This is a genomic window from Neorhizobium sp. T25_27, assembly GCF_002968565.1.
GTDB lineage: Bacteria > Pseudomonadota > Alphaproteobacteria > Rhizobiales > Rhizobiaceae > Neorhizobium > Neorhizobium tomejilense.
Map to the genome: position 1 here is coordinate 361312 of NZ_PVBJ01000005.1, position 19749 is coordinate 381060.

Below are 19749 nucleotides of genomic sequence, written 5' to 3' on the forward strand. Positions count from 1 at the left end.
AAAGCCCTTGCGGTTTTTCCGCGATCCGCATAGATCACGGCCACCGACGCGGCGGGCCCTGAGGCTCCGCAATCGCGAACGGGCGATTAGCTCAGTTGGTAGAGCGCCTCGTTTACACCGAGGATGTCGGGAGTTCGAGTCTCTCATCGCCCACCATTCCCACTCTCTTTCCTGCCTCTGCTCCGAGTTCCTCCGCTTCCGGGAGATCGTGTCGCTACGTCTCGCGCTTAGGTTTCGGTCGAGCGCTCGCGATCTCACTCGATTCTTTTGGCTATCGCGGGGAAGAAGATCCGCCGTGAGCGCGACAGGTCGCTCCGTTCCGGCAGCCCCATAGCCTCCAATCCGCGAGCCATATCAGGCGTTTCGCCGCCGAACGCTTCCTGGTGCCATCAATCATTCATCGAATCTTTTCCGCCACTTCGTCCCCGCTGCTCAACCCGTTCCTAAAATCGGTTCCGAACTGCCCGTCTGCGGATAGACGCTCGGGCGCAGCCTGGAGCACGAGGAGACGGGAATGGGAAAACATCATCTCAGACGCGGCATCAACATGGGAGGCGCCGGCGGATGCGCTCGGTGCCGGACGGCAAACGTTCGCGGCGGGAGGGGATGATGCTGGATCTCGGACTTTCCCTGACCGGTCCCGGCACTTTTTCCATCGGCGGCGGTGAGCCGCCCGAAGACGACGGGTTCACCCTGATGGATGCCGAAGGCAACACGCTTGCCGACGCAGAAAACGATCAGCTCACCATCAGCCAACTCACGATCAGCCGATTCATCGGCCTGGAGGACTGACACGATGCCATCGCGCCAAATTCCGAAACTCTACATTCCCTCAGATGCCACCGAAGCGGCAATCCGGGCCGTACATGCGGCAGCGGTCGCGGCGGCCGGCGGCGGCACCATCCTGCTGCCGGATGCGGTGATCACGCTCACGGAACCGCTCCCGGTCGCCTCCGGCATCGGTTACCAGGGCGTGCAGCCGGTGCTGAACTATCTCAACGACACCCTTCCGGACAGCGGATGGGATTTCATCGGCGGCACCGTGCTTGCCGGCGACGGCTCGTTTCCGGCTTTTGCCGCCAATGACGCAGACCTTGGCTCGCCGTCCGCGACGATCACCGCCGATTGCATTACCGGCTGGCGATGCGAGCATATCGGCTTTACCGGCTTCACACGCGCCATCAGCATCGGCGCGGTCAACAATATCGGGCTGCAGTTTTCCACCATCCACGACCTCTTCATCCGCGACTGCAGCGACTGGGGCATGTTCCTTGCCAATTTCATGCACACTGACGTTTCCCGGGTCTGGACGCATCTTTGCGAAAACGGCCAGTATTATGCTTCGTTGCTGCCCGGCCCGACCCTGATGCCCGGAAACAGCCGCTTCGATTCGCTCTTCAACATCATTCCCGCCGATGGACGAGACAATCGGCTCTGCCGGGGTATCGTATTCGAGGCCGGCGGAGACGGCGCCCGTCTGAACGAGATGTATGCCGACCGCATCCAGAACAATGCCTTCAACCGGACCGAGCTTGTGGTGAGCGCGACTTTCTCCAACGGTTCGGCGAATATCGCCGTTGCCGACGGCAGCAAATTCCGGGCGCGCATGCCGGTCGCGTTCACGAGCAGCGATTACGGGATCACCGCAGGGCGGGTCCATGTCGTCAAGTCGGTGAGCGGCAACACGATCCAGATCGGCAAGGCCTTCACCTCCCCGGCCATGATCGCGTCCGGCAGCGGCTCGCTGATGCTCTCGTCCTGGGGCATGCCCTGTTTCGAGTTGAGTTCCCGCCACGAAGGCGCGTTCGTCTCCAACTCGCGCTTCCTCGGCGTGGATGCGGAGGGCGGCTCCGGCGCCGGGATTTACGTGGAGAACGCACAGGGCTGCGACCTCAACATCTCAGAAGTGCCCGGCGACAAGAATGCCGACGTCGTCGGACGCGCGACGGGCTTCAGCCGGTTCTACAGCAGCAACACGACGATTACCGATTTCGACACGGCTTCAGCAACCAGCCAGTTTCACGGCGCGCGCGGAATTGGCCGCCACGCGATGCTATCAGGTCTCTGGACCGATCAGACCCGCAACGGATTGGCGGCATTCAACATTCGCGGCGACGCCGGAGAGAATCAAGGGGACCTGGAGGTCAGGGGAGGCAACAGCTTCATCTATCCCCGCTTCGGAATGGGAATGAAGTCGACGCTCAAGACCGCGGACACCGCACTCCATCCACTGGATGCCGGCCTCGTCACCTTCGAGGCCGCATCGGCGCTCGTCTGCACGCTGCCCGCGATCACAAATTCGTCGGATGCGTCCTCGCTGGTGGGACTGCCGTTTCATATCGTCAATGCCGGTTCGGCGGATTTGGCGATCAATACCAACGGCACCCAGCTCTTCAACAAGATCTCGGGCAAGACCGGCCATACGTTGAATGCCGGCGAAAGCCTGCTGGTGGTCGCCGCCGAAGGGGCGGGCTCGACGCTCTTCTGGGCCGCCTTCCCGAGTGTGGGCGTTGCCTGAACCGCCGTGCTTCACGGACTGTCGCTTCAGAGCGGCAGTCCGGTCAATCGCGCCAGCGCCGCGCGCTTTTCCTCAAGCGTTGTAAGCGACCGGAGCGACCGGTCGAATTCCATGACCTTCGCGCCGACGAGGAAACGGTACCAGTAGCCTTGCAGCACATGGTAGATCAGCCCTTCGCGGCCATCGAGGAAGCCGAGCTGGCCGATATAGCGGAACAGGAAATAACCGAGCGCAGCGAGAGGGAACGGGAGCCGGTTATAAATCTGCTCTTTGATGCGCCGCTTGATGGTAGCTTGTCGTGAGGACGCTTCTCTCGATAGCCCCAAACCTTCCGGAAATAGCCCGTGCCGCTGGCCAAGAACGTCTACGGCCTCTCGAGTCGCATAATCGTTGTGCTTGCCCGTGAAGAAGCTGAGATCGTTGAGATTGTGATCCGAGAACGGCGCGTCGAAAAGGACTATGCGGCCGCCCTTCACGACGATGTGCTCGTCCATCCAGCGGTCCTCGACATGTCCCTGCCCCCGCCGCCAGATGCGAGTGAGGATAAGCGGATACCGTCCGCCATGGCGGATCCAGCGCCCGAGGAAGATGTGTCTTCTCTTGAGGTTCACGCCTGCGACATCGGCAGCGAGAGTGGGAAGCTCCTCAGTGATCTCCACCGCCAGTTCGGCTTCGATCACCTCATCCGCATCGAGCCGCATGATCCAGTCGGCGGTGATCGGGGCATTGTCGAGCCCCCACTGGAATTGCTTCGAATAATTGATCCAGGGGTTGCTGAGCACGGTGGCGCCGAACGACCGGGCAATCTCGACCGTGCCGTCGGTCGAGAAACAATCGATGACGAAGACCTCGGACGCGAAGGGCGCGACGCTTTTCAGCGCCCGGGCGATGTGGCGCTCTTCGTTATAGGTGAGGATGAGGACGGCGAGGCTGGCCATTCGATGACTTGTCCCAGTCAGGAGTTCAACCGCACCGGAAAGATGCCGGGCTTGTCCTGCTCGAAGCGCCGCCGCAACTTCCTGACCGGATTGCCGACATAGATCGTCCAGGGATCGAGGTTGCGGAAGGCGACTGCGCGGGCGCCGAGCACCGCGCCCTCCCCGACAGTGACACCCGGCCCGACAAACGCTTCCGCCGCGATCCAGGCATTCGCACCAACGACGATAGGTCTCGTAACCAGCTGGAAATTTGCATCGTCGACATCATGCGTGCCGGTGCACAGATGGGCGCCCTGCGAGACGATGGCGTGAGTGCCAAGTTCGATGCGATCCATGCAGTAGCAGTCGACACTCCTTCCGAGACAGGAATACGCGGCCATGGCGAGGTTCGGCGGATACCAGACCTTGACGCCGGGATAGATTCGCGCCGTCCGGTCAATCCGGGCTCCGAAGCGCCGCAGCAGGAACCGGCGCCATGCAAACAGCGGCACCGGCGTCCAGCGGCCGCAAAGGCTCCAGACGAGGTTCCATGCAAGCCTGAACAGCCGATGCCCCAGCGGAAAACTCGGGGCTCCCAGCCGCGGATTGGAGGTCTTCGCGTCAAGCGGCTTCATGAAGGCCTCGTGGGGAGATGGAGTGCAGAATGGTGATGAGATCGCGGGCCGCCGCCTCGATGCGGAAATGCCGTTCGAAGCCCGCGCGGGCACGGGCGCGCATGGCGCTTTTGCCATCGTCGGAGAGCGAGAGCCATGACCGGAGCAGGCTTTCGATGCCCTCCGACGTGTCCGGCCCGACGAGGCCGCCGCCGCTCATTTGCACGTCACGCCAGATATTGACCTTGTCGGTCAGCAGGACCGGCGTTGCGCAGGCCATGGCTTCCGCAACGACGATGCCGAAATTCTCCTGGTGCGACGGCAGGACAAAGGCCTCGGCTGCGCGGAAGGCGCCCCATTTGGCGTCGCCGGCCAGCATGCCCGGCCAATAGATACGATCGGCGATGCCGGCCTTGGTGGCTTGGGCAATCAGTATCGATTTCAGCCCGGATTGATCCGGCCCCGCCATCACCAGGTCGAGATCGGGATTGGACACGGCGATCTTCGCAAAGGCTTCGATAAGAAGATCGCAGCCCTTCTTTGCGTGGAAACGGCTGAGGAACAGCAGGAACCGCTTGTCCTTCAATTCCGGCAGAAGCCGGTGGAATGCGGCAAGCTGGCTCTCCGCCCCTATCGGCGGATCGGCCGTACCGAAGGGGACGATACGCTCCGCGTAACTGTAACCCCGAAAAACGCCGCGCGCCCGGCGGCGCTCTTCTTCGCAGGTAAACAGGACCGCCGCTGCATCCCGGAAAACCCTGCCCTGCCAGGCGGACCAGAACGCCTGTTTGGCGACGTGCTTGAGCGGATGGGTTTCGCGGAACCATGGATCCATCATGCCATGGGCGAAGACGACATAGGGCAGGCCTGCCCGCCTCAGGGACAACCAGCCGCCGACCGAGGCATGGTTCCAGAGGCCATGGATGACCGCAGCATCGAAACGACCCGCGTTCGCGGCAATCCAGCGTGCCAGTTCCGGCGTATATCCGTATCTCCGGGTCCATCGCCCGCAGGCATGAACGGGCAAGGGGAACTCTCGCACATAGGGCGCCGAAGGCTTGTCCAGGGTCACGACTTCCACCGCGTGGCCCAGACGCGCCATTTGCAGTCCGGTCAGCCGCAGCGCCTCGATCGGGCCTCCGGTTTCGGGATCGGCGCTGGCGATGATGTTGAGGATTCTCATGGCAGCTCCGCGATGATTTTTTCGAGATTTCCTTTGAAGTGCTCCGTGAGGTAACGGGAGCGGACCTTGTCGGCCCCCGCCTCTCCCATTGCCGCTGCCATGTCCGGATGGTCGAGAAGCATCGCGATTTTCTCGGCCAGCGCTTCGATATCCCATGGGTTCACCGCATAACCATCGACCCCGTCGGTAATGATCTCCGCCGCTGCATCCTCAGTGCCGCAGATCACCGGCAGGCCGTGCAGCCAGGCTTCGAGGAAAACGATGCCGAAACCTTCCTTGGACGAGGGCATCGCGAACAGGCAGGCCTGGGCATAGGCCTCGGCCAGTCTCGCATCCGATACGCGGCCCAGGAATTCGACCCGCTCTTCGACCGCAAGCTCTCGGGCCAACGACGCCAGTTCCGATTTGAGCGGCCCCTCGCCGACGATCTGGAGGACGCATTCGACGTTACGGCGCTTGAGCAGCACCATCGCCTTGATCAGGGCGTCGATATTCTTGCCGCGCTCCCATCGATCCAGCCGGGCGACCGTCAGGATGTTGCAGCGATTCGTTTCCGAAACGGATTGCCTGTCGATCTCGTCGACGGCGTTCGGAAACAGCGTGAACGTCTCGGCGGGAAGTTTGAACGCCGTCTGCATCCGGTTAGCCGTGAAGGCGCTGACGGAGGCGACCCGGCTGAGGGCTCTTGCCATGAGCGGTTCATAAAACCGCATCCGGCGATGGGCCGAATCGTTCCAGACCTCGTCGCCGTGGACGAAGAGCACGAGTTTGATTCTCGGAGACAGTAGCTTGCACAACAGTCCCACCGGCAGAAGGTTGATATGCCCGAGGAACAGGATTTTGCAGCTAAGGGCAGCGACAGCCGAGTGGACGATGAAATCCAGCCGCCGAGGACCAAAGGCGCGGATAGTTGCCGTTGTGATTTCGGGGATGTCGGCCCTGCCGTCGCGCACGATGTGGACGGCCGGGAGCTTCCAGCCCTTGTCGCCAGAGATCTCGGCCAGGGCAACGATAACCCGTTGGTTGAAGCGCTGGATACCGCCTATCCGGCCGTAGGTCTCCAGGGCCAGAAACAGAATTCCAGCATTCTGCGCCTCCGTCCTCTTCATCGCACGCCGCCATGTTTTATGTCGGCGACCTGATCGACGATCCGGCGGGCCAGGATCTCGTTGTAGGTCCCATTCGCAAACGATCGCCGGTGCCCGGCATCGGCGATCGTCTGACGCCTGCTGTCATCCGCCAGCAGGCGTTTGCAAGTCTCAGCGCAGTCATCCGCTCCGTCGAAAAAGACCGCCTCCTCACATTCCTTGTAGAGTTGTTGATGATGCGGAGTGCGGGGAGCGCACATGGCGGTGCCGATGGCGGGAATTTCGACGGAACGCGTCGTATGCAGGTCGGCATTTTGGTCGTTCAGCAGAACCAGAGCGATTTTCGCGCCGGCGATCACTTGTGTGTAGTCCGCGCCTTCAAGGTGATCGGAGCGGACAAACGGGCGGAGCAGCGGGTATTCCGGCGCTCTTTTCCATCGGGACCCATGGATCGCCAGCGGCACGCCCTTTTCGATCAGCCGCGCCATGAAGGCGCCGCGGCCGGACATCCATGTGCCGACGAAAACGACCTCGGACAACCATCGGCTTTTCTCCTCCAGCGTCGGCGGCAGCGGGCGATGTACGACCTCGTCCGCGCACTGCCAGATCGTGTCGATCCGCCTTGCACCTCTCCTCGCCATCATCTCCTCAATGCCGTCACGGCGCACGGCGACGGCCAGATCGTAGTGCGGGAGGGCGCGGTGAAAAATGCTCCAGCGGAGGCGTTCCGGAGGCGGATCCAGATAGGGGTTGTCGGCGTTGTAGTTGACGACGATCGGCGCCGCCTTGCGGATGACGTTCAGGGCGGCCGGTCCGACCACGTCGCCGCAATCCACCAGGGCAAGATTGAAGCGTTGTCCGACGATCCGCCGGCCGAGCCCGTTTGCCACGAGGCGATCGATGCCCGGGCCTCCTGCCCTGTTCAGCCACGGCGCCCAATGGGGTGGCAGGAGGGCGTAGGGAGACAGGTGCAGAACATCCAGGCCGATACGCCGGAATGCCGCTGCCCGCTGCAGGCTGGTCCCTGATTCTGCGCCGATATAGAGGAGCCTCATCTCAGCTTCACGCCCCTCGTCAGCCAGAACATCAGCGCATAGAGCAGCACCGTCTGCGGCAGCGCCCGGACAAGGTTGCCGGCCTGGACCGCGACGGATTCGTCCATGAGGCCGTTCATGAAGAAGCGGACGATGCAGATGCAGGCCAGAGCCGAAAGCAGCACATGTCCATCCCGCATCCGGATCGTGAGCGCATCGCCGACAATGAAAGTCGCGAAGGTGAAGATGGCGAACACAACCACGTAAAACGCGCCGAGAACGACGAAGCCATCGGCGATCGACGAGCCGGTGCGGTAACTTCCCAGCTCATCGCCGGTGACGAGAAAGTTGTAATAATCGCCGGACGAAAAGGCGTTGCCGGATTTATCGAGTTCGGGCGCGAAAAAATTCAGAACCGGCGTCGGAAGCAGCAATAGCAGCTGATTGAGGGCATTTTCACGCGCCAGCTCCTCACCGGCCTGCGACAGCGAAAGCCCGAGAGCGACGTTGTGGTCGATGTATTTGGTGGCGACGAAGCGCGCCAGCAGCGGGTTGTCGATGTAGATTTCGTTATAGCTGCCCTCGGCCAGGAGCCGCTCCATCTCCCGCCGGGACTGTAGCGCCTCCCCATCGAAATACGTGCCTATGGTCGAGAAGACGAGATCCTGCGATGAGATGTCCGCGCGGTCGTCGCGGGCAATGACCATGGCGGTCGCCAGATCAGAGAGGATGCCTGCCGGTATGGGACTGAGCAGGACGGCGACCGCGAGCCAGATCACGCGCCGCCTCATCAGGATAAATCGTCCTATCACCACTGCGATGGCGAGGCAGATCAGCACGGTCAGGACGTTGACAGCGAACACGCCGCGGCTGTTGCGCGCCAGCGCGATATAGAGCGTCATGGCGCAGTAGGCGGTCAGCGCGAACCAGTTGACCGAGCGCTTGCCGTTCGGCGGATCGATGAGATAGGCGGCGACAGGGATCAGGAAGGGCGCAACGGAAAATTGCGACATTCCGGCGAGCAGTTTGAAGGCGATATCGCCGAAATTGTCCTCGCCCCAGCGGTCGGCATGCGCGTACCAGGAGGCGAACGACCCAAGCAGCCCCATCCACCACAATTGCCGGTTTGTCGGCGAACGATAGAGGCCGAGCGGCGCAAGGATCCTTTGGCGGATCGCCATCGTCGCGGCCTGCATTACCCGCGACTGCGCATAGAACCAGTGCAGCGCCACCGCCCATAGCTGCAGCAGTGCCAGAACGGAAAACGTGGCTACCGGCGCCTCGAGATTGAAGGTGATCGGTTTCCAGGCGAATGTCTGGACGATCAGGGCAGCCAGGCTCGAATGGACCTGAAAACCGAGCACCACCAGCGTCGAGATCGTAAATCGTTCGATCCGTCTCGGCTTGGTGCAGTAGAAAAATACCAGGATACCGATCAGTCCGGCTGAAACGGCACAGAACATGTTGGCCAACTCGGGCGATATGGCCAACTGGATTGCCGTGCAGAGCAGGATCGCAATCGCCACGCCCCAACGGGCCTGGGTGACGTAACGGGAATTGCGGCGACGTTGCCCTTGTACGGAACGACGACCGAACACCACGTCGCCGCTCGCCAGACCTCCACTCTCGATCATGGCCGATCCCCTGTGAGAACCGCCCGCTTGCGGGAGAGGTTTGGAAGACGCCCTTGAAGGATCGCCCGCATATTGGCCGGCAGGGACCGATAGGCCATCCACGCCGCCAGCAGCGAGCCGAGCATGGCCAGGAGGGATGACCAGCCGGCCGATTGAGGCCAGACCGCCATGGCGAACAGCCCGGCGATGACCGAGAGGCCACCGCAAACGGATGCGGCGAAGGCATGGATTGGTATGCGCAACCGCAGCTTTCGGAGCACGGCGCAGGCAGCTCCGGCGTAGGTCAGGAAACTGGCGATCTCGGCCGCCAGAAGCGAGAAGCCGGCGCCCGGCAGCCCCCATAAGGTCAACGTCAGATAACAACCGCTCACCGTGATCAGCAGAGACATGCCGTTCGCAACGATCTGCGGCAGCAGGATGTTGCTCCCCCGGACGATCGAAACCATCGGCTGGGCGAAACCGTAGACGATGATGCAGGCGCAGAGCGAGCCGAACAGCAGCGGGTCGAGATGGAAGTTGCCACGGGTCCACCACAGGAAAAGGCCGGGCGTTACCCACTGGAGCAGAATGCACCCCGGGCCGATGACGCCCAGCACGAAAATCCAGCTTAGAGTGACCACGGCTTCCGTCGGCTCGCTCTTCCCTTCCCTCAGATAACGCAGGAGCTCGGGCTCGACCGGGCCTGCCAGCGCATTGATGCCCTGCATCGCTATATTCGACAGCGTCCGGGTCGCGGTGAACGCACCGAGAAGGCTGACGCCGGCGAGCGGGGCGATCAGTAGTCGGATGCCCTGCTGGTTTCCGATAGCGAGCAGCTCGCGGAGCGATACGAACAGGCTCCTCGTGAGGTTGGACCAGCCTCTGCGCAGATCGGGGACGGAGAAGCCGATTTCTTCACGCCGCCAGAGACGAAAGCAGTCGAGATGAATGGCGATGTTGACGGCCACGTTGGCAACCGACGATGCGATCACGGCGTCGAGGACGTCACCGCCGGAAAGGACTGCCGCGAGGGCCGCGAGGTTGATGCCGACCAGCAATGCAAGCCGCCACCACACCATTCTCGCGTAATAGCCGAAAGGGATGAGCGCCCTCCCGAGGATGCCGCCAACCGAGCTGGTGACGAGCCAGGTGAGCGCGTAGACGGTCATCGAGCCTGAAAGGTCGTCCATCAGCTCCACAGGAACGAAATCTCCGAACAACGCGTCGGCCCATCCGAAGGCAGGGACAGCCGTCCAGAAGCACAGGAGTATCGATCCCAGCAGAATGGCGGCCGGGATGGACGAGGCGAAGTCCCGCCTTACGGCATCCCTGGTGCCGAGGCGTAGGAACTCGTAACCGAGATAGTTCTGATGGCCGAGGTCGAACACGACGGAGAGGGAATAAAGCGTCTGCAGCAGGACCCACAGCCCGAATTGCTGCGCCGACCACCAGCCGAGCATGATCGGCACGCTGATCGTCTGGATCAGGATATTGGCGGCAAGCAACGCCCCATTGGCGACCGAGCCCGAGATTAGCCGTACTGACACACTCATCGAAAACGCGACCTACGGCTACACGGTTGACCTTCTCAATAATTTTCGCGCGACGATGCGGACGTCCGTCGCACGGTCGGCAAGCATGTTTTCCAAAAAATCGACAAAACCGAGCGGCGCGGTTTCCTGGGCCGGGTTCATGAACGGAGACGCGAAGGCGGGCTGCCTGCCGGGAAAGCGGATCGCCTTTGGCCAGAACAGCGGCGTGACCGGATGGAGGTAGGAATGGGCTGGTGTCCATCCCAGCCATTTCAGCCGGAACCATTTTTGCGCGTTCACCTGATGCGCATGTCCCCAGCTGGTGATCTTTTCCCACATCTCGGCGTCGCTCATGACGTAGCCGTAGTGGTAGCAGGGCGCATCGACGAGGATGGTCGCAGCAGGGGTGGTCTTCCGGGCCGTATCGAAGCGAACGCCGCTTTTGCAGCGGATCGCGAACCCCGCGTTGACATCCCTGATCGAGCCATCACCGCTGGTCAGCACCAGTTCGGGCGTTTTCCAGAAATTATGCCATGGCGTCAGGATGCGGTCATGCCTGCCGTCCGCCGCCATGAATTCGAGCAGCGTTTCCCAGCCACTATCCAGATAGAACTCGTCGGCATCCTGGATGACCAGCCAGTCGTAACCTTCGCGGATTGCCCGATCGAGGCAGTCGTTGCGGGTGTCTTCCTCGTTTTCGAAGTCGCTGCAGATCACTTCGATCTCGCAACTCACGCCCTTTGCGCGGGCGAAGGCGATCGCCTCGTCCACCTTTTCCCTGGTCGTGGGGTTTGTCCTCGTGGCGCGCGAGCCGGGCAGATAGGCCCACGGACGCTCGGGCCGGACGATGAAGATCTTGTCGACGAAACGGCCACAGTTCTCGACAACGTGCGGCAGAAAACGATCGACGTTGTAGGCGAGGACGTGGCCGGCGACCTTCATGGACTGCCGCCGTCGATCAACTGCTTGATGGCGATGATGGCCGGCCGTTTCGACAGGCTCTGCACGAGGGCAGTCTGGGAATGCGGCTGCCATTCGTCCCGCTCGGACATGGCACGGACGATGCAGGCCGCCAGGTTCTCCGGATCGTTCGGCGGGGTCAGATAGACCGTGTCCTCGACGAATTGCGCCAGTTCCGTTCCTGGGTCGGCGGTCACGAGGACAGGCTTTCCGGAGGCAAGCATGCCACCAAGTTTGGAGGGCAGCGTCAGGTCGGCGGCGCTCCTGTCCTGCGGCAGCACGTGCAGATCCGGCATGTTGAGGAACGCGTTCAGCCGAGAATAGGGCTGGAAGGCCAGGAAACGGACATTCTCAAGATGACCGAAACGGGCTTGAAGTTCCGGCTTCTGCGGTCCCTCGCCGGAGATCACGATATGAATGCGTCGCTCGCCCTTGAGACGCTCGGCCGCATCGAGCAGCACGTTCAGGCCCTGCTTGGCGCCGATACTGCCCGAATAGAGGACGACGAAGTCGTCGCGGCCAAAGCCGAGCTCCGCACGGTAGGGGCTGACATCCTCCATCGGATGAATATGCGCGAGATCCACCCAGTTGCGGACGACGGACAGTTTTGCGTTCGGGACGCCTTTCCCGGCCAGGCCTTCAGCCATGCGGTTGGAAATGGTGACCAGCCGATCGAACCGGGCAAGCACGCCGCGCTCGAAAACGTGGCCGACCGTCTTCAGCCAGGCCTTGGAGCTCAAATGCCCGACTGCGAACGCCGCGTCTACCTCCAGGTCGTGAACATGCAGCACGGTCCGCGCGCCGACAAATCTGGCGGCAAGCTGGGCGACGGGCGCGGCAAACAGCGTCGGCTCGACGCAGAAGACGGTGACCGGGCGATGCCGCAGGATCTGCCAGAAGACCAAGGGCGCCGAGGTGAGCGCGAAGGAGAGCGGCGCCAGGAGCCGCCAGATGCCGCCCATCTTCCGCCGTAACATCAACGGCGCTCGCAACACCGAGATACGGCCCTCGATCTTCGACGAATAGCGGTTCCTATATCCAGGCTGGACTGCCCAACCGGGATAATGCGGCGGAGTGGTCACCACCGTGACGTCCATGCCCTCGGCGGCGAGGTATTCGGCGATTTCGCCGGTATATTTGCCGACGCCCGCGGTTTCGGGCGCGTAGTTCATCGCATAGACGACCACGCTTTTGCGTGGCAATGTGGCAGCTGCCGTGGCCAGCCCCGGTGCGGCGTCGAACGTTTGTTCGCATTCGTCGCTGAGGGGCTGAGCGGCTGCTGTCATCAGGCAGCATCTCCGCGTTTGCGCTCAAGATATTCGCCCTTGAGGAAGGCCTGGTAGGCATCGGTTATGCCTTGCTCCAGCCCGATCCTCGGCGACCAGCCGAGCGCCCGCAGCTTGGCCGCGCTCATCAACTTGCGCGGCGTGCCGTCGGGTTTGGTGAGATCATGAGAGATATCCCCCTGGAAACCGACGACCTTGGACACCAGTTTGGCGAGTTCCAGGATGGTCACGTCCTCGCCGGAACCGACATTGACGTGGGTCTCGGCCGAATAGGTCTTCATCAGATGGACGCAGGCGTCGGCGCAATCGTCGACGTGCAGGAATTCGCGGCGCGGCGTGCCGGTGCCCCATACGGTGATGTCCGGAAGGTGGCCGGTCTTCGCCTCATGCGCCTTGCGGATCAGCGCCGGCATGACATGGCTGGATTTCAGGTCGAAATTGTCGCCGGGGCCGTAAAGGTTAGTGGGCATGGCCGAGATGAAGTCGCTGCCATGCTGCTTGCGATAGGCCTGGCAGAGCTTGATGCCGGCGATCTTGGCGATCGCATACCATTCGTTGGTCGGCTCCAGCGAACCGGTCAGCAGCGACTCCTCGACGATCGGCTGATCGGCGAATTTCGGGTAGATGCAAGACGAGCCGAGGAACATCAGCTTTTCGACGCCGACCTTGTGGGCGGCCTCAATGATATTCGCCTCGAGGATGAGGTTGTCGTAGAGGAAATCGGCCGGATAGGTGTCGTTGGCGAGGATACCGCCGACCCTGGCGGCCGCCAGGAACACTGCGTCCGGGCGGTTCTTCTCCATCCAGGCCTCAACTTCCGCCTGGCGCGTCAGATCGGCATCACCGCGCGACGCCCTCAGGATCTCGCAGCCTTCCGAGGCCAGACGGCGAACGATCGCCGAGCCGACCATGCCGCGATGTCCCGCGACATAGACCTTCTTCCCCGCAAGGCTGTAGATCGTCTCAGGCATGGGAGAGACCCTTGTTGCCACCCGCGGTCGGCACGTTGCGCGCCATCACCTTCAGGTCTTCGCGGACCATTTCGGCGATCAGCTGATCGAGGTTGGTTTCGTGCTTCCAGCCGAGCTTCCGGTGCGCCTTGGTGGGGTCGCCGATCAAAAGGTCGACTTCCGTCGGGCGGAAATAGCGTGGGTCGATCGCCACGACGCATTCGCCGGATGTCGTGTCGTAGCCCTTCTCCTCGACGCCCTCGCCGCGCCACTCGATCGGCATGCCGACCTTGGCGAAGGATTTTTCGACGAAGGACCGCACCGTGTGGGTCTCGCCGGTTGCCAGAACGTAGTCGTCCGGCTCGTCCTGCTGGGTCATCAGCCACATGCCGCGCACATATTCACGCGCATGGCCCCAGTCGCGCTTGGCGTCGAGGTTGCCGAGAAAGAGGCGTTCCTGCAGGCCGAGATGGATGGCGGCAGCGGCGCGGGTGATCTTGCGGGTGACGAAAGTCTCGCCGCGGATCGGGCTCTCGTGGTTGAACAGGATGCCGTTCGAGGCATGCAGGCCGTAGGCCTCGCGGTAGTTGACGACGATCCAGTATGCGTAGAGCTTGGCAACCGCATAGGGCGAGCGCGGATAAAAAGGCGTCGTCTCGCTCTGCGGCACTTCCTGTACCTTGCCGTACAGTTCCGAGGTTGAGGCCTGGTAGAAGCGGGTTTTCTTGGAAAGGCCGAGGAGACGGATTGCTTCAAGCAGGCGCAGCGTGCCGGTGCCGTCGGCATTGGCGGTATATTCAGGCGTCTCGAACGAGACCTGCACGTGGCTCTGGGCGGCCAGATTGTAGATCTCGTCCGGCTGGGCTTCCTGCACGACACGGATGAGGTTGGTCGAATCCGTCATGTCGCCGAAATGCAGGATGAAACGCGGGTCTGCCACATGCGGATCTTCGTAGAGATGCTCGATGCGGTTGGTGTTGAACGAGGAAGAGCGCCGCTTGATGCCGTGGACGGTATAGCCCTTGGACAGCAACAGTTCCGCAAGGTAAGCGCCGTCCTGGCCCGTTACCCCGGTGATCAATGCTACCTTGCCGTTGCTCTTCACATTTCCAGTCATCATATCCCCCTAACGGAACCCGTCAGTCTTTAAGTGAAACGTGCACGTCTATCCGCGCAATGTGCCAGTCGCAAGCACTGAGAACACCATTGTGATGTCCCCCGGAATGCGGCGAATCCGAGACATACAGTGATTCGTAGCATCTCGGGCTTATGCCAAACATTGCAGTGAAACGCTTCAGAAAAGATCATCGGCTGTTGTCAGGCTTCTCCCTTGTCGTTTTGATCCTGGTTGCGGTGCCGACGGAAACCGGCATCGGATCAGGATGCGTTTCATGGTAGTACTGCGTGTAACGCGATGCATAATAGTCCGGCGAACCGTATCCCTCATAAAGCTTCATTCTGGCGGCATCGACCTTGTTGAGGATGACGCCGAGGCAACGGCCGGCGATCTGGGGTTCCGCATTCAGGGTATCCCTCACGGCTCTTCGGGATGTCTCGCCCCATTCGACGACCATGATGAAGCCATCGACACGCGGGGCGATGGCCCTCGCATCGACGACCGGGCCGAGCGGCGGCAGGTCGAGGACGATATAATCGAAATCGCCGGCCATCTGCGCCAGCAGCCTGGCCATGGCGGCCGATGCCAGCAGTTCCGACGAATGAGGTGTCCGCCGCTTTACGACCGCAGGCAGGAACCTCAAGCCGGTCTCCGGATCGATCAACATCGCCGAGGCCGGCGCGTGGCCTTCCAGCAGCACTTCGAGCAACCCCTCTTCCGCATGCTGGCCCAGCGCCCTGGTGGCACCCGGATTGCGAAGATCCGCATCCATCAGCAGTGTCCTCGCACTCCCGGCCAGCGCCTGGGCGAAATTGATGGCGATGGTCGATTTACCCTCGCCCGGCAGCATCGAAACGATGCCGATGATCTTGTGGGGCCTGTCGATATGGACGTCCGCCGCGATCCGTGCGCTACGCAACGTTTCGGCAAAGGCGGAAGACGGATGCTCTAGCGCGAAGACCGATAGCCTGTTCTTCCTCCAGACCTCCCCCTTCACGGGCTCCGTCGGGGGGCTTCCGCCCGGCTGCGGTTCCACCAGCGGTACCGAGCCCAGATATTCCAGGCCCAGAACATCCCTCACCTGTTCGCCGGTGCGGAAGAACCGGTCCCGAAACTCGCGGAATGCCCCGACCGCTCCGCCGACGCCGCAGCCGAGTGCGAGGCAAAGCGCAAGCACCAGCGACAGCCGCGGCTCGCTGGCGCCCGTCGGCGGCACCGCACGGGAAATGATCCGCGCCTCCGTGACGGGAAAGGACTGCTGCTGCACGGCCTCCTGATATCGCTGCAGGAACGTCTGATAGAGGTTCCGGTAGGTTTCGGCCGCCCGTTCCAGTTCCCGCAACTGTACCTGCGTTTCCCCTGCGGTGACGCTGATGTCGGTGGCGTTGCGAACCCCTTGCGTAATCTGGCGCTCGCGCGACCGGGCGACCTCCAGCTCGCTGTGGTAACTCCTGGCGATCCGCCTGATCTCGTCGAACATCAGCCGGTCATATTCCGCCATATCCTGGCGAAGGCGGGCCGCCTGAACATGGTCCGGCCCTAACCGCCTCGATATCTCGGCCTCCCGCTTCGACGATTCCAGGTATTTTTCACGCAGCGAGCTGATCACCGAACTGTCCAGCGCGTCGGTGACGATCGCGTCCCTCTCGCCACTCGCGATGATCGCTTCGATCCGCTCGGAACGCGCCCGGGCTCTGGCGGTATCGGCACGCGCTACGATCAGCGCGCTGTTCATTTCGGTAAGCTGCTGGTCGGAAACGAGCTTGTCATTGGCAACAACAAGGCCGTTGGCGGCGCGAAATCTCTGGACTGCCAGATCCGATTCCAGCGAGCGCTGCCGCAGTTCCTCGATGCGCTCCTGCAGCCAGGTGCCGGCCCGCCTTGTGGCATCGTATTTGGCATCGAGCTTGTCGGTCAGATAGGCATCCGCAATCGCGCCGGCGACCGCTGCGGCAAGGCGCGGCGATGGGGCCGTGAAGGAGATTTCCAGAACGTAGGAACGCCCGACGCGCGAAACCTTCATATTGCCGAGAAGGTTGGCGAGCGCCTGGCGGCGTTTCGCCTCGATCTGATCGAAACGAACCTCGCCACCGCCCAGCCATCGCCTGATATCGAGTATCGAACGTATGTCGGATACTGCCGCGAGCAGCAGGCTTCGGCGGCCCGCCATGAATTCCGGATCATCCGACAATTTCAGCTTGTCGACAGCCGACAGGCCTATCGTCTCGGAGCGCAGCAGTTCGACCTGGCTGAGGACCGACGCCTCATCATCAAGAACCCCGCCGATCGTCGACAATTGCTCGACGACCTGCCGGTTGCCGCGGTCGATCAGCACGCTGGTCCTGGCGGTATATCGAGGCACGGCAGTGATGAGGTAGCCGATGCCGAGCGCCACAAACACCGCGATGCAGAGGGCGACCACCCGCCACTGCCGCCGAACGATGGCGATGAGGCCGTCCATGTCCAGTTCCGGAGCCTCTTCGTTGCGGGGCTCCTGCTGCTGGCGAGTGAGAAAAACCGACCGCTGGTTCATCGCACCACCCGACCGAGGCGCGCAGCGGCCGAAACCCACCCGGAGCGGCCGCACGCGGCCTGGATGTCAGTCGCGCCAGGCATCATGACTACTCGCGATATCCCGGGTGGAGGCGGTGACCGAATTGAGGATGGTAAGGAACTTTACAAGCTCGACCGCATCGGCCGTCGATACATAGATCACGTCCTTGTCCTGCATGGGAAATTGCTGGACGGCGAAGAATGCGGCCGGATCGCGCAGATTGGCGCGGAAGATCACCGGCACGTCCCGCGCTCTGAACCGGCTGACGTCGAGGCCGATATTGCGCAGAAGATCCCGCTCCACGAGGCGGTAAAGCAGGACCGATTGCGGTTCCGCCTTGTCGTCGAGCAACCCGCCGGCCTTCGCCAAAGCCTCCCCGAGCGACAGATTGGAATCGTCGAAATCGAAGCGTCCGCTTTCGCCGGTCAGCCCGAAGGCCAGGAAGGTCCGGCGATTGCGATCGATGAAGATCGTATCGCCCGGCTGCACATAGATATTCTCCCGCGGATGCTCACTCAGCGTCCGATAAGCGACGGTGACGCTGCGGCCGCGGCGCTGGAGCGTGACGGTCGCCTCTTCCTTGGGGATGCTCAAACCGCCTGCCTCGGAAATCACGTCGATGATGCGTTCGCCGGCGGGGCTGAGTTCGATCTTCTTCGCCTGCTTGACGTCGCCCAGGACCGACGCCCCCATCGAACGGTTCGTCACCGTCGAGATGACCACCTGAGGCTCGATTGCGCGATTGGCCAGACGCTCTGCAATATCGATCTGCACGGCATCGACCGGACGGCCGGCGGCCTTCACCTTGTTCGCGTAAGGGACGCTCAATGTGCCGTCACGACCAATCGTCTGGTTCGGCAGGGTGATGTAATTGCCCGGACGGGCGCCGGCATCGGCGGGAATGAACAGGCCGCCGCTCTGCGCCTCGAACACGGAGACCTGAACGACATCGCCAACACCGAGGGTGAGCGGCGGCGGTCCGCTGCTGCCAGAGCCGAAACCGGCGTTCAGGCTAGACCTGGCCGATTTCGGCAGATGGGCAAGGACGGACTGATTGATGTCGACGAGCGCATAGTCGATGCCGACCCTGTTGCCGGCGGCGGAAAATGCCTTCACGGTTGCATTGACTTCAACGGCGTGCGGATCCGGACCGGACCTCGGAAGTCCTGTACAGCCGGACAGAAACACAATAGTAGCAAGCGTTAAAACAGCACCCAAGGAACTAGACATACGCCCCGCCATACAACCCAAAGTATGGTATCGGTTTAGCCGACGGGGGGACCCGGTGATTCTAAGGGGTAAACCGGGGGCGAATCGAAAATCCGCATGCTGTGGCAGATCAACAACATGATTGGTTAATCATTTACTATCCACAGAATACAGGCCCTTCGCTGGCAACGCTGTCGAACGGCCTTGTCCGCCCGCGGAATTGTCCCACAGATGGCGGCGGCGATTACCGATACTCGTGTCGAAAAGTCGAGCGCTTCGGACGTTGTTAACACTCCTTGGGGCATCCACTTCTCATTGGCGGCGGGATCGTACATATCAGGCGGATGGCGGTAAGCATGCGAAAGTTGACGGACTGGTTTTGGGGACGCCGGCCGGCCGGACCGATCCGGCCTCGCCGCCGCCGGATCGATCTCGGTCAGAACCCGCCCTCCTATCCGATCTATGCGATCGGCGATGTGCACGGCTGCCTCGACCTGCTTCGGGATGCCGAGGCGCGCATCGCTCACGACATCGAAGAAAACCGACGTCCCGGCATGGTCATCCTGCTCGGCGACTATGTCGATCGGGGTCCGGCTTCGAGCCACGTCCTCGAACACCTGATCAGGCCCAGCGAGCACGGGTTGAGACGGATAGCGCTCTGCGGCAATCATGACGATACTTTCATGAGGTTCGTGGACGATCCGGAACGTTATTCCGGCTGGTTGGGAATGGGCGGCGAACAGACGCTGCTATCCTACGGCTTGGACCCCTACCAGTTCGGCGCCCGCGGCAGGAAGCGCGGCGCCAGGTTCGGCGACCTGCTGATGGAAGCCGTGCCGGTGCCGCACAGGAAATTCCTCGCCAGTCTCCCGGCCAGCCTGACGATCGGCAAGCTCGTCTTTGTCCATGCGGGCCTGAGGCCCGGCATACCGCTCAAACAGCAGACCGATGAAGACATGCTCTGGATCCGGGACGCCTTTCTTGCGACCGGACCGCAGCTGCCGCTTCTCGTCATCCACGGGCACACGCCGCAGCCGGAACCGGATTTCGGACCCGGCCGGATCGGCATCGATACGGGCGCCTATTATTCCGGCAGGCTCACGATCCTCAAGATCGACGGCGGCCGCTTCTCGTTCCTTTGAACGACCGGGGATCGAGACCACCGGAACAGCAG

Annotated in this window: 16 protein-coding genes and 1 tRNA gene; 4 read left to right on the top strand and 13 right to left on the bottom strand. The window is 62.2% G+C overall.

The annotated features are described in order from the left end of the window. The first annotated feature begins 80 nt into the window (after window positions 1-80). The 3 genes from C5J24_RS17500 to C5J24_RS17510 all read left to right on the top strand — a co-directional run bounded on the left by C5J24_RS17500 (window position 81) and on the right by C5J24_RS17510 (window position 2518). Window positions 81-156, top strand: a tRNA-Val gene (locus tag C5J24_RS17500). Window positions 157-564: 408 nt separating this feature from the next. Next, window positions 565-792 carry a hypothetical protein gene (locus C5J24_RS17505; RefSeq protein ID WP_105419567.1) on the top strand — a complete coding sequence of 76 codons (228 nt, stop codon included), beginning with the start codon at window positions 565-567 and terminating at the stop codon, window positions 790-792. A 4-nt stretch (window positions 793-796) separates the two neighbouring features. Continuing rightward, window positions 797-2518, top strand: a complete 1722-nt coding sequence (locus C5J24_RS17510) for a hypothetical protein (RefSeq protein ID WP_105419569.1) — start codon at window positions 797-799, stop codon at window positions 2516-2518. 26 nt (window positions 2519-2544) lie between these two features. On the opposite strand, the gene C5J24_RS17515 is transcribed toward C5J24_RS17510, so the two are convergent. The 13 genes from C5J24_RS17515 to C5J24_RS17575 form a co-directional block, all read right to left on the bottom strand. Continuing rightward, the gene (locus C5J24_RS17515) at window positions 2545-3456 is read right to left on the bottom strand and encodes a glycosyltransferase family 2 protein (protein WP_105419571.1); all 912 of its coding nucleotides are present in this window, start codon (window positions 3454-3456) and stop codon (window positions 2545-2547) included. A 17-nt stretch (window positions 3457-3473) separates the two neighbouring features. Next, window positions 3474-4070 carry a putative colanic acid biosynthesis acetyltransferase gene (locus C5J24_RS17520; RefSeq protein ID WP_105419573.1) on the bottom strand — a complete coding sequence of 199 codons (597 nt, stop codon included), beginning with the start codon at window positions 4068-4070 and terminating at the stop codon, window positions 3474-3476. Next, window positions 4057-5232 carry a glycosyltransferase gene (locus C5J24_RS17525; RefSeq protein ID WP_105419575.1) on the bottom strand — a complete coding sequence of 392 codons (1176 nt, stop codon included), beginning with the start codon at window positions 5230-5232 and terminating at the stop codon, window positions 4057-4059. Before C5J24_RS17525 ends, C5J24_RS17520 begins: the two co-directional genes overlap by 14 nt. Continuing rightward, window positions 5229-6341, bottom strand: a complete 1113-nt coding sequence (locus C5J24_RS17530) for a glycosyltransferase family 4 protein (RefSeq protein ID WP_105419577.1) — start codon at window positions 6339-6341, stop codon at window positions 5229-5231. Before C5J24_RS17530 ends, C5J24_RS17525 begins: the two co-directional genes overlap by 4 nt. After that, window positions 6338-7375 carry a glycosyltransferase gene (locus C5J24_RS17535; protein WP_105419579.1) on the bottom strand — a complete coding sequence of 346 codons (1038 nt, stop codon included), beginning with the start codon at window positions 7373-7375 and terminating at the stop codon, window positions 6338-6340. Before C5J24_RS17535 ends, C5J24_RS17530 begins: the two co-directional genes overlap by 4 nt. Then, the gene (locus C5J24_RS17540; protein ID WP_105419580.1) at window positions 7372-8988 is read right to left on the bottom strand and encodes a hypothetical protein; all 1617 of its coding nucleotides are present in this window, start codon (window positions 8986-8988) and stop codon (window positions 7372-7374) included. Before C5J24_RS17540 ends, C5J24_RS17535 begins: the two co-directional genes overlap by 4 nt. Further along, entirely contained in the window at window positions 8985-10520 is a 1536-nt protein-coding gene (locus C5J24_RS17545; RefSeq protein ID WP_172724020.1) for a lipopolysaccharide biosynthesis protein, read from the bottom strand. Before C5J24_RS17545 ends, C5J24_RS17540 begins: the two co-directional genes overlap by 4 nt. Before the next feature lie 18 nt (window positions 10521-10538). Further along, window positions 10539-11441, bottom strand: coding sequence for a hypothetical protein (locus C5J24_RS17550; RefSeq protein WP_105419584.1), 903 nt, complete (start codon window positions 11439-11441; stop codon window positions 10539-10541). Beyond that, complete coding sequence (locus C5J24_RS17555; RefSeq protein WP_105419586.1) at window positions 11438-12745, bottom strand: WcaI family glycosyltransferase; 1308 nt, start codon at window positions 12743-12745, stop codon at window positions 11438-11440. Before C5J24_RS17555 ends, C5J24_RS17550 begins: the two co-directional genes overlap by 4 nt. Further along, window positions 12745-13716 (bottom strand): GDP-L-fucose synthase, encoded by a 972-nt coding sequence (locus C5J24_RS17560; RefSeq protein ID WP_105419588.1) that lies wholly within the window; start codon window positions 13714-13716, stop codon window positions 12745-12747. Before C5J24_RS17560 ends, C5J24_RS17555 begins: the two co-directional genes overlap by 1 nt. Next, the gene (gene gmd / locus C5J24_RS17565) at window positions 13709-14815 is read right to left on the bottom strand and encodes a GDP-mannose 4,6-dehydratase (RefSeq protein WP_371412543.1); all 1107 of its coding nucleotides are present in this window, start codon (window positions 14813-14815) and stop codon (window positions 13709-13711) included. Before gmd ends, C5J24_RS17560 begins: the two co-directional genes overlap by 8 nt. Window positions 14816-14999: 184 nt before the next feature. Continuing rightward, window positions 15000-17273: a Wzz/FepE/Etk N-terminal domain-containing protein gene (locus C5J24_RS17570; protein ID WP_245446680.1), complete on the bottom strand. Its 2274-nt coding sequence runs from the start codon at window positions 17271-17273 to the stop codon at window positions 15000-15002. Window positions 17274-17411: 138 nt separating this feature from the next. Continuing rightward, complete coding sequence (locus C5J24_RS17575; protein ID WP_245437396.1) at window positions 17412-18482, bottom strand: polysaccharide biosynthesis/export family protein; 1071 nt, start codon at window positions 18480-18482, stop codon at window positions 17412-17414. A 449-nt stretch (window positions 18483-18931) separates the two neighbouring features. Between C5J24_RS17575 and C5J24_RS17580 the strand changes: the two genes are divergently transcribed. Then, window positions 18932-19717 carry a metallophosphoesterase gene (locus C5J24_RS17580; RefSeq protein ID WP_105419594.1) on the top strand — a complete coding sequence of 262 codons (786 nt, stop codon included), beginning with the start codon at window positions 18932-18934 and terminating at the stop codon, window positions 19715-19717. The last annotated feature ends 32 nt before the right edge of the window (window positions 19718-19749 follow it).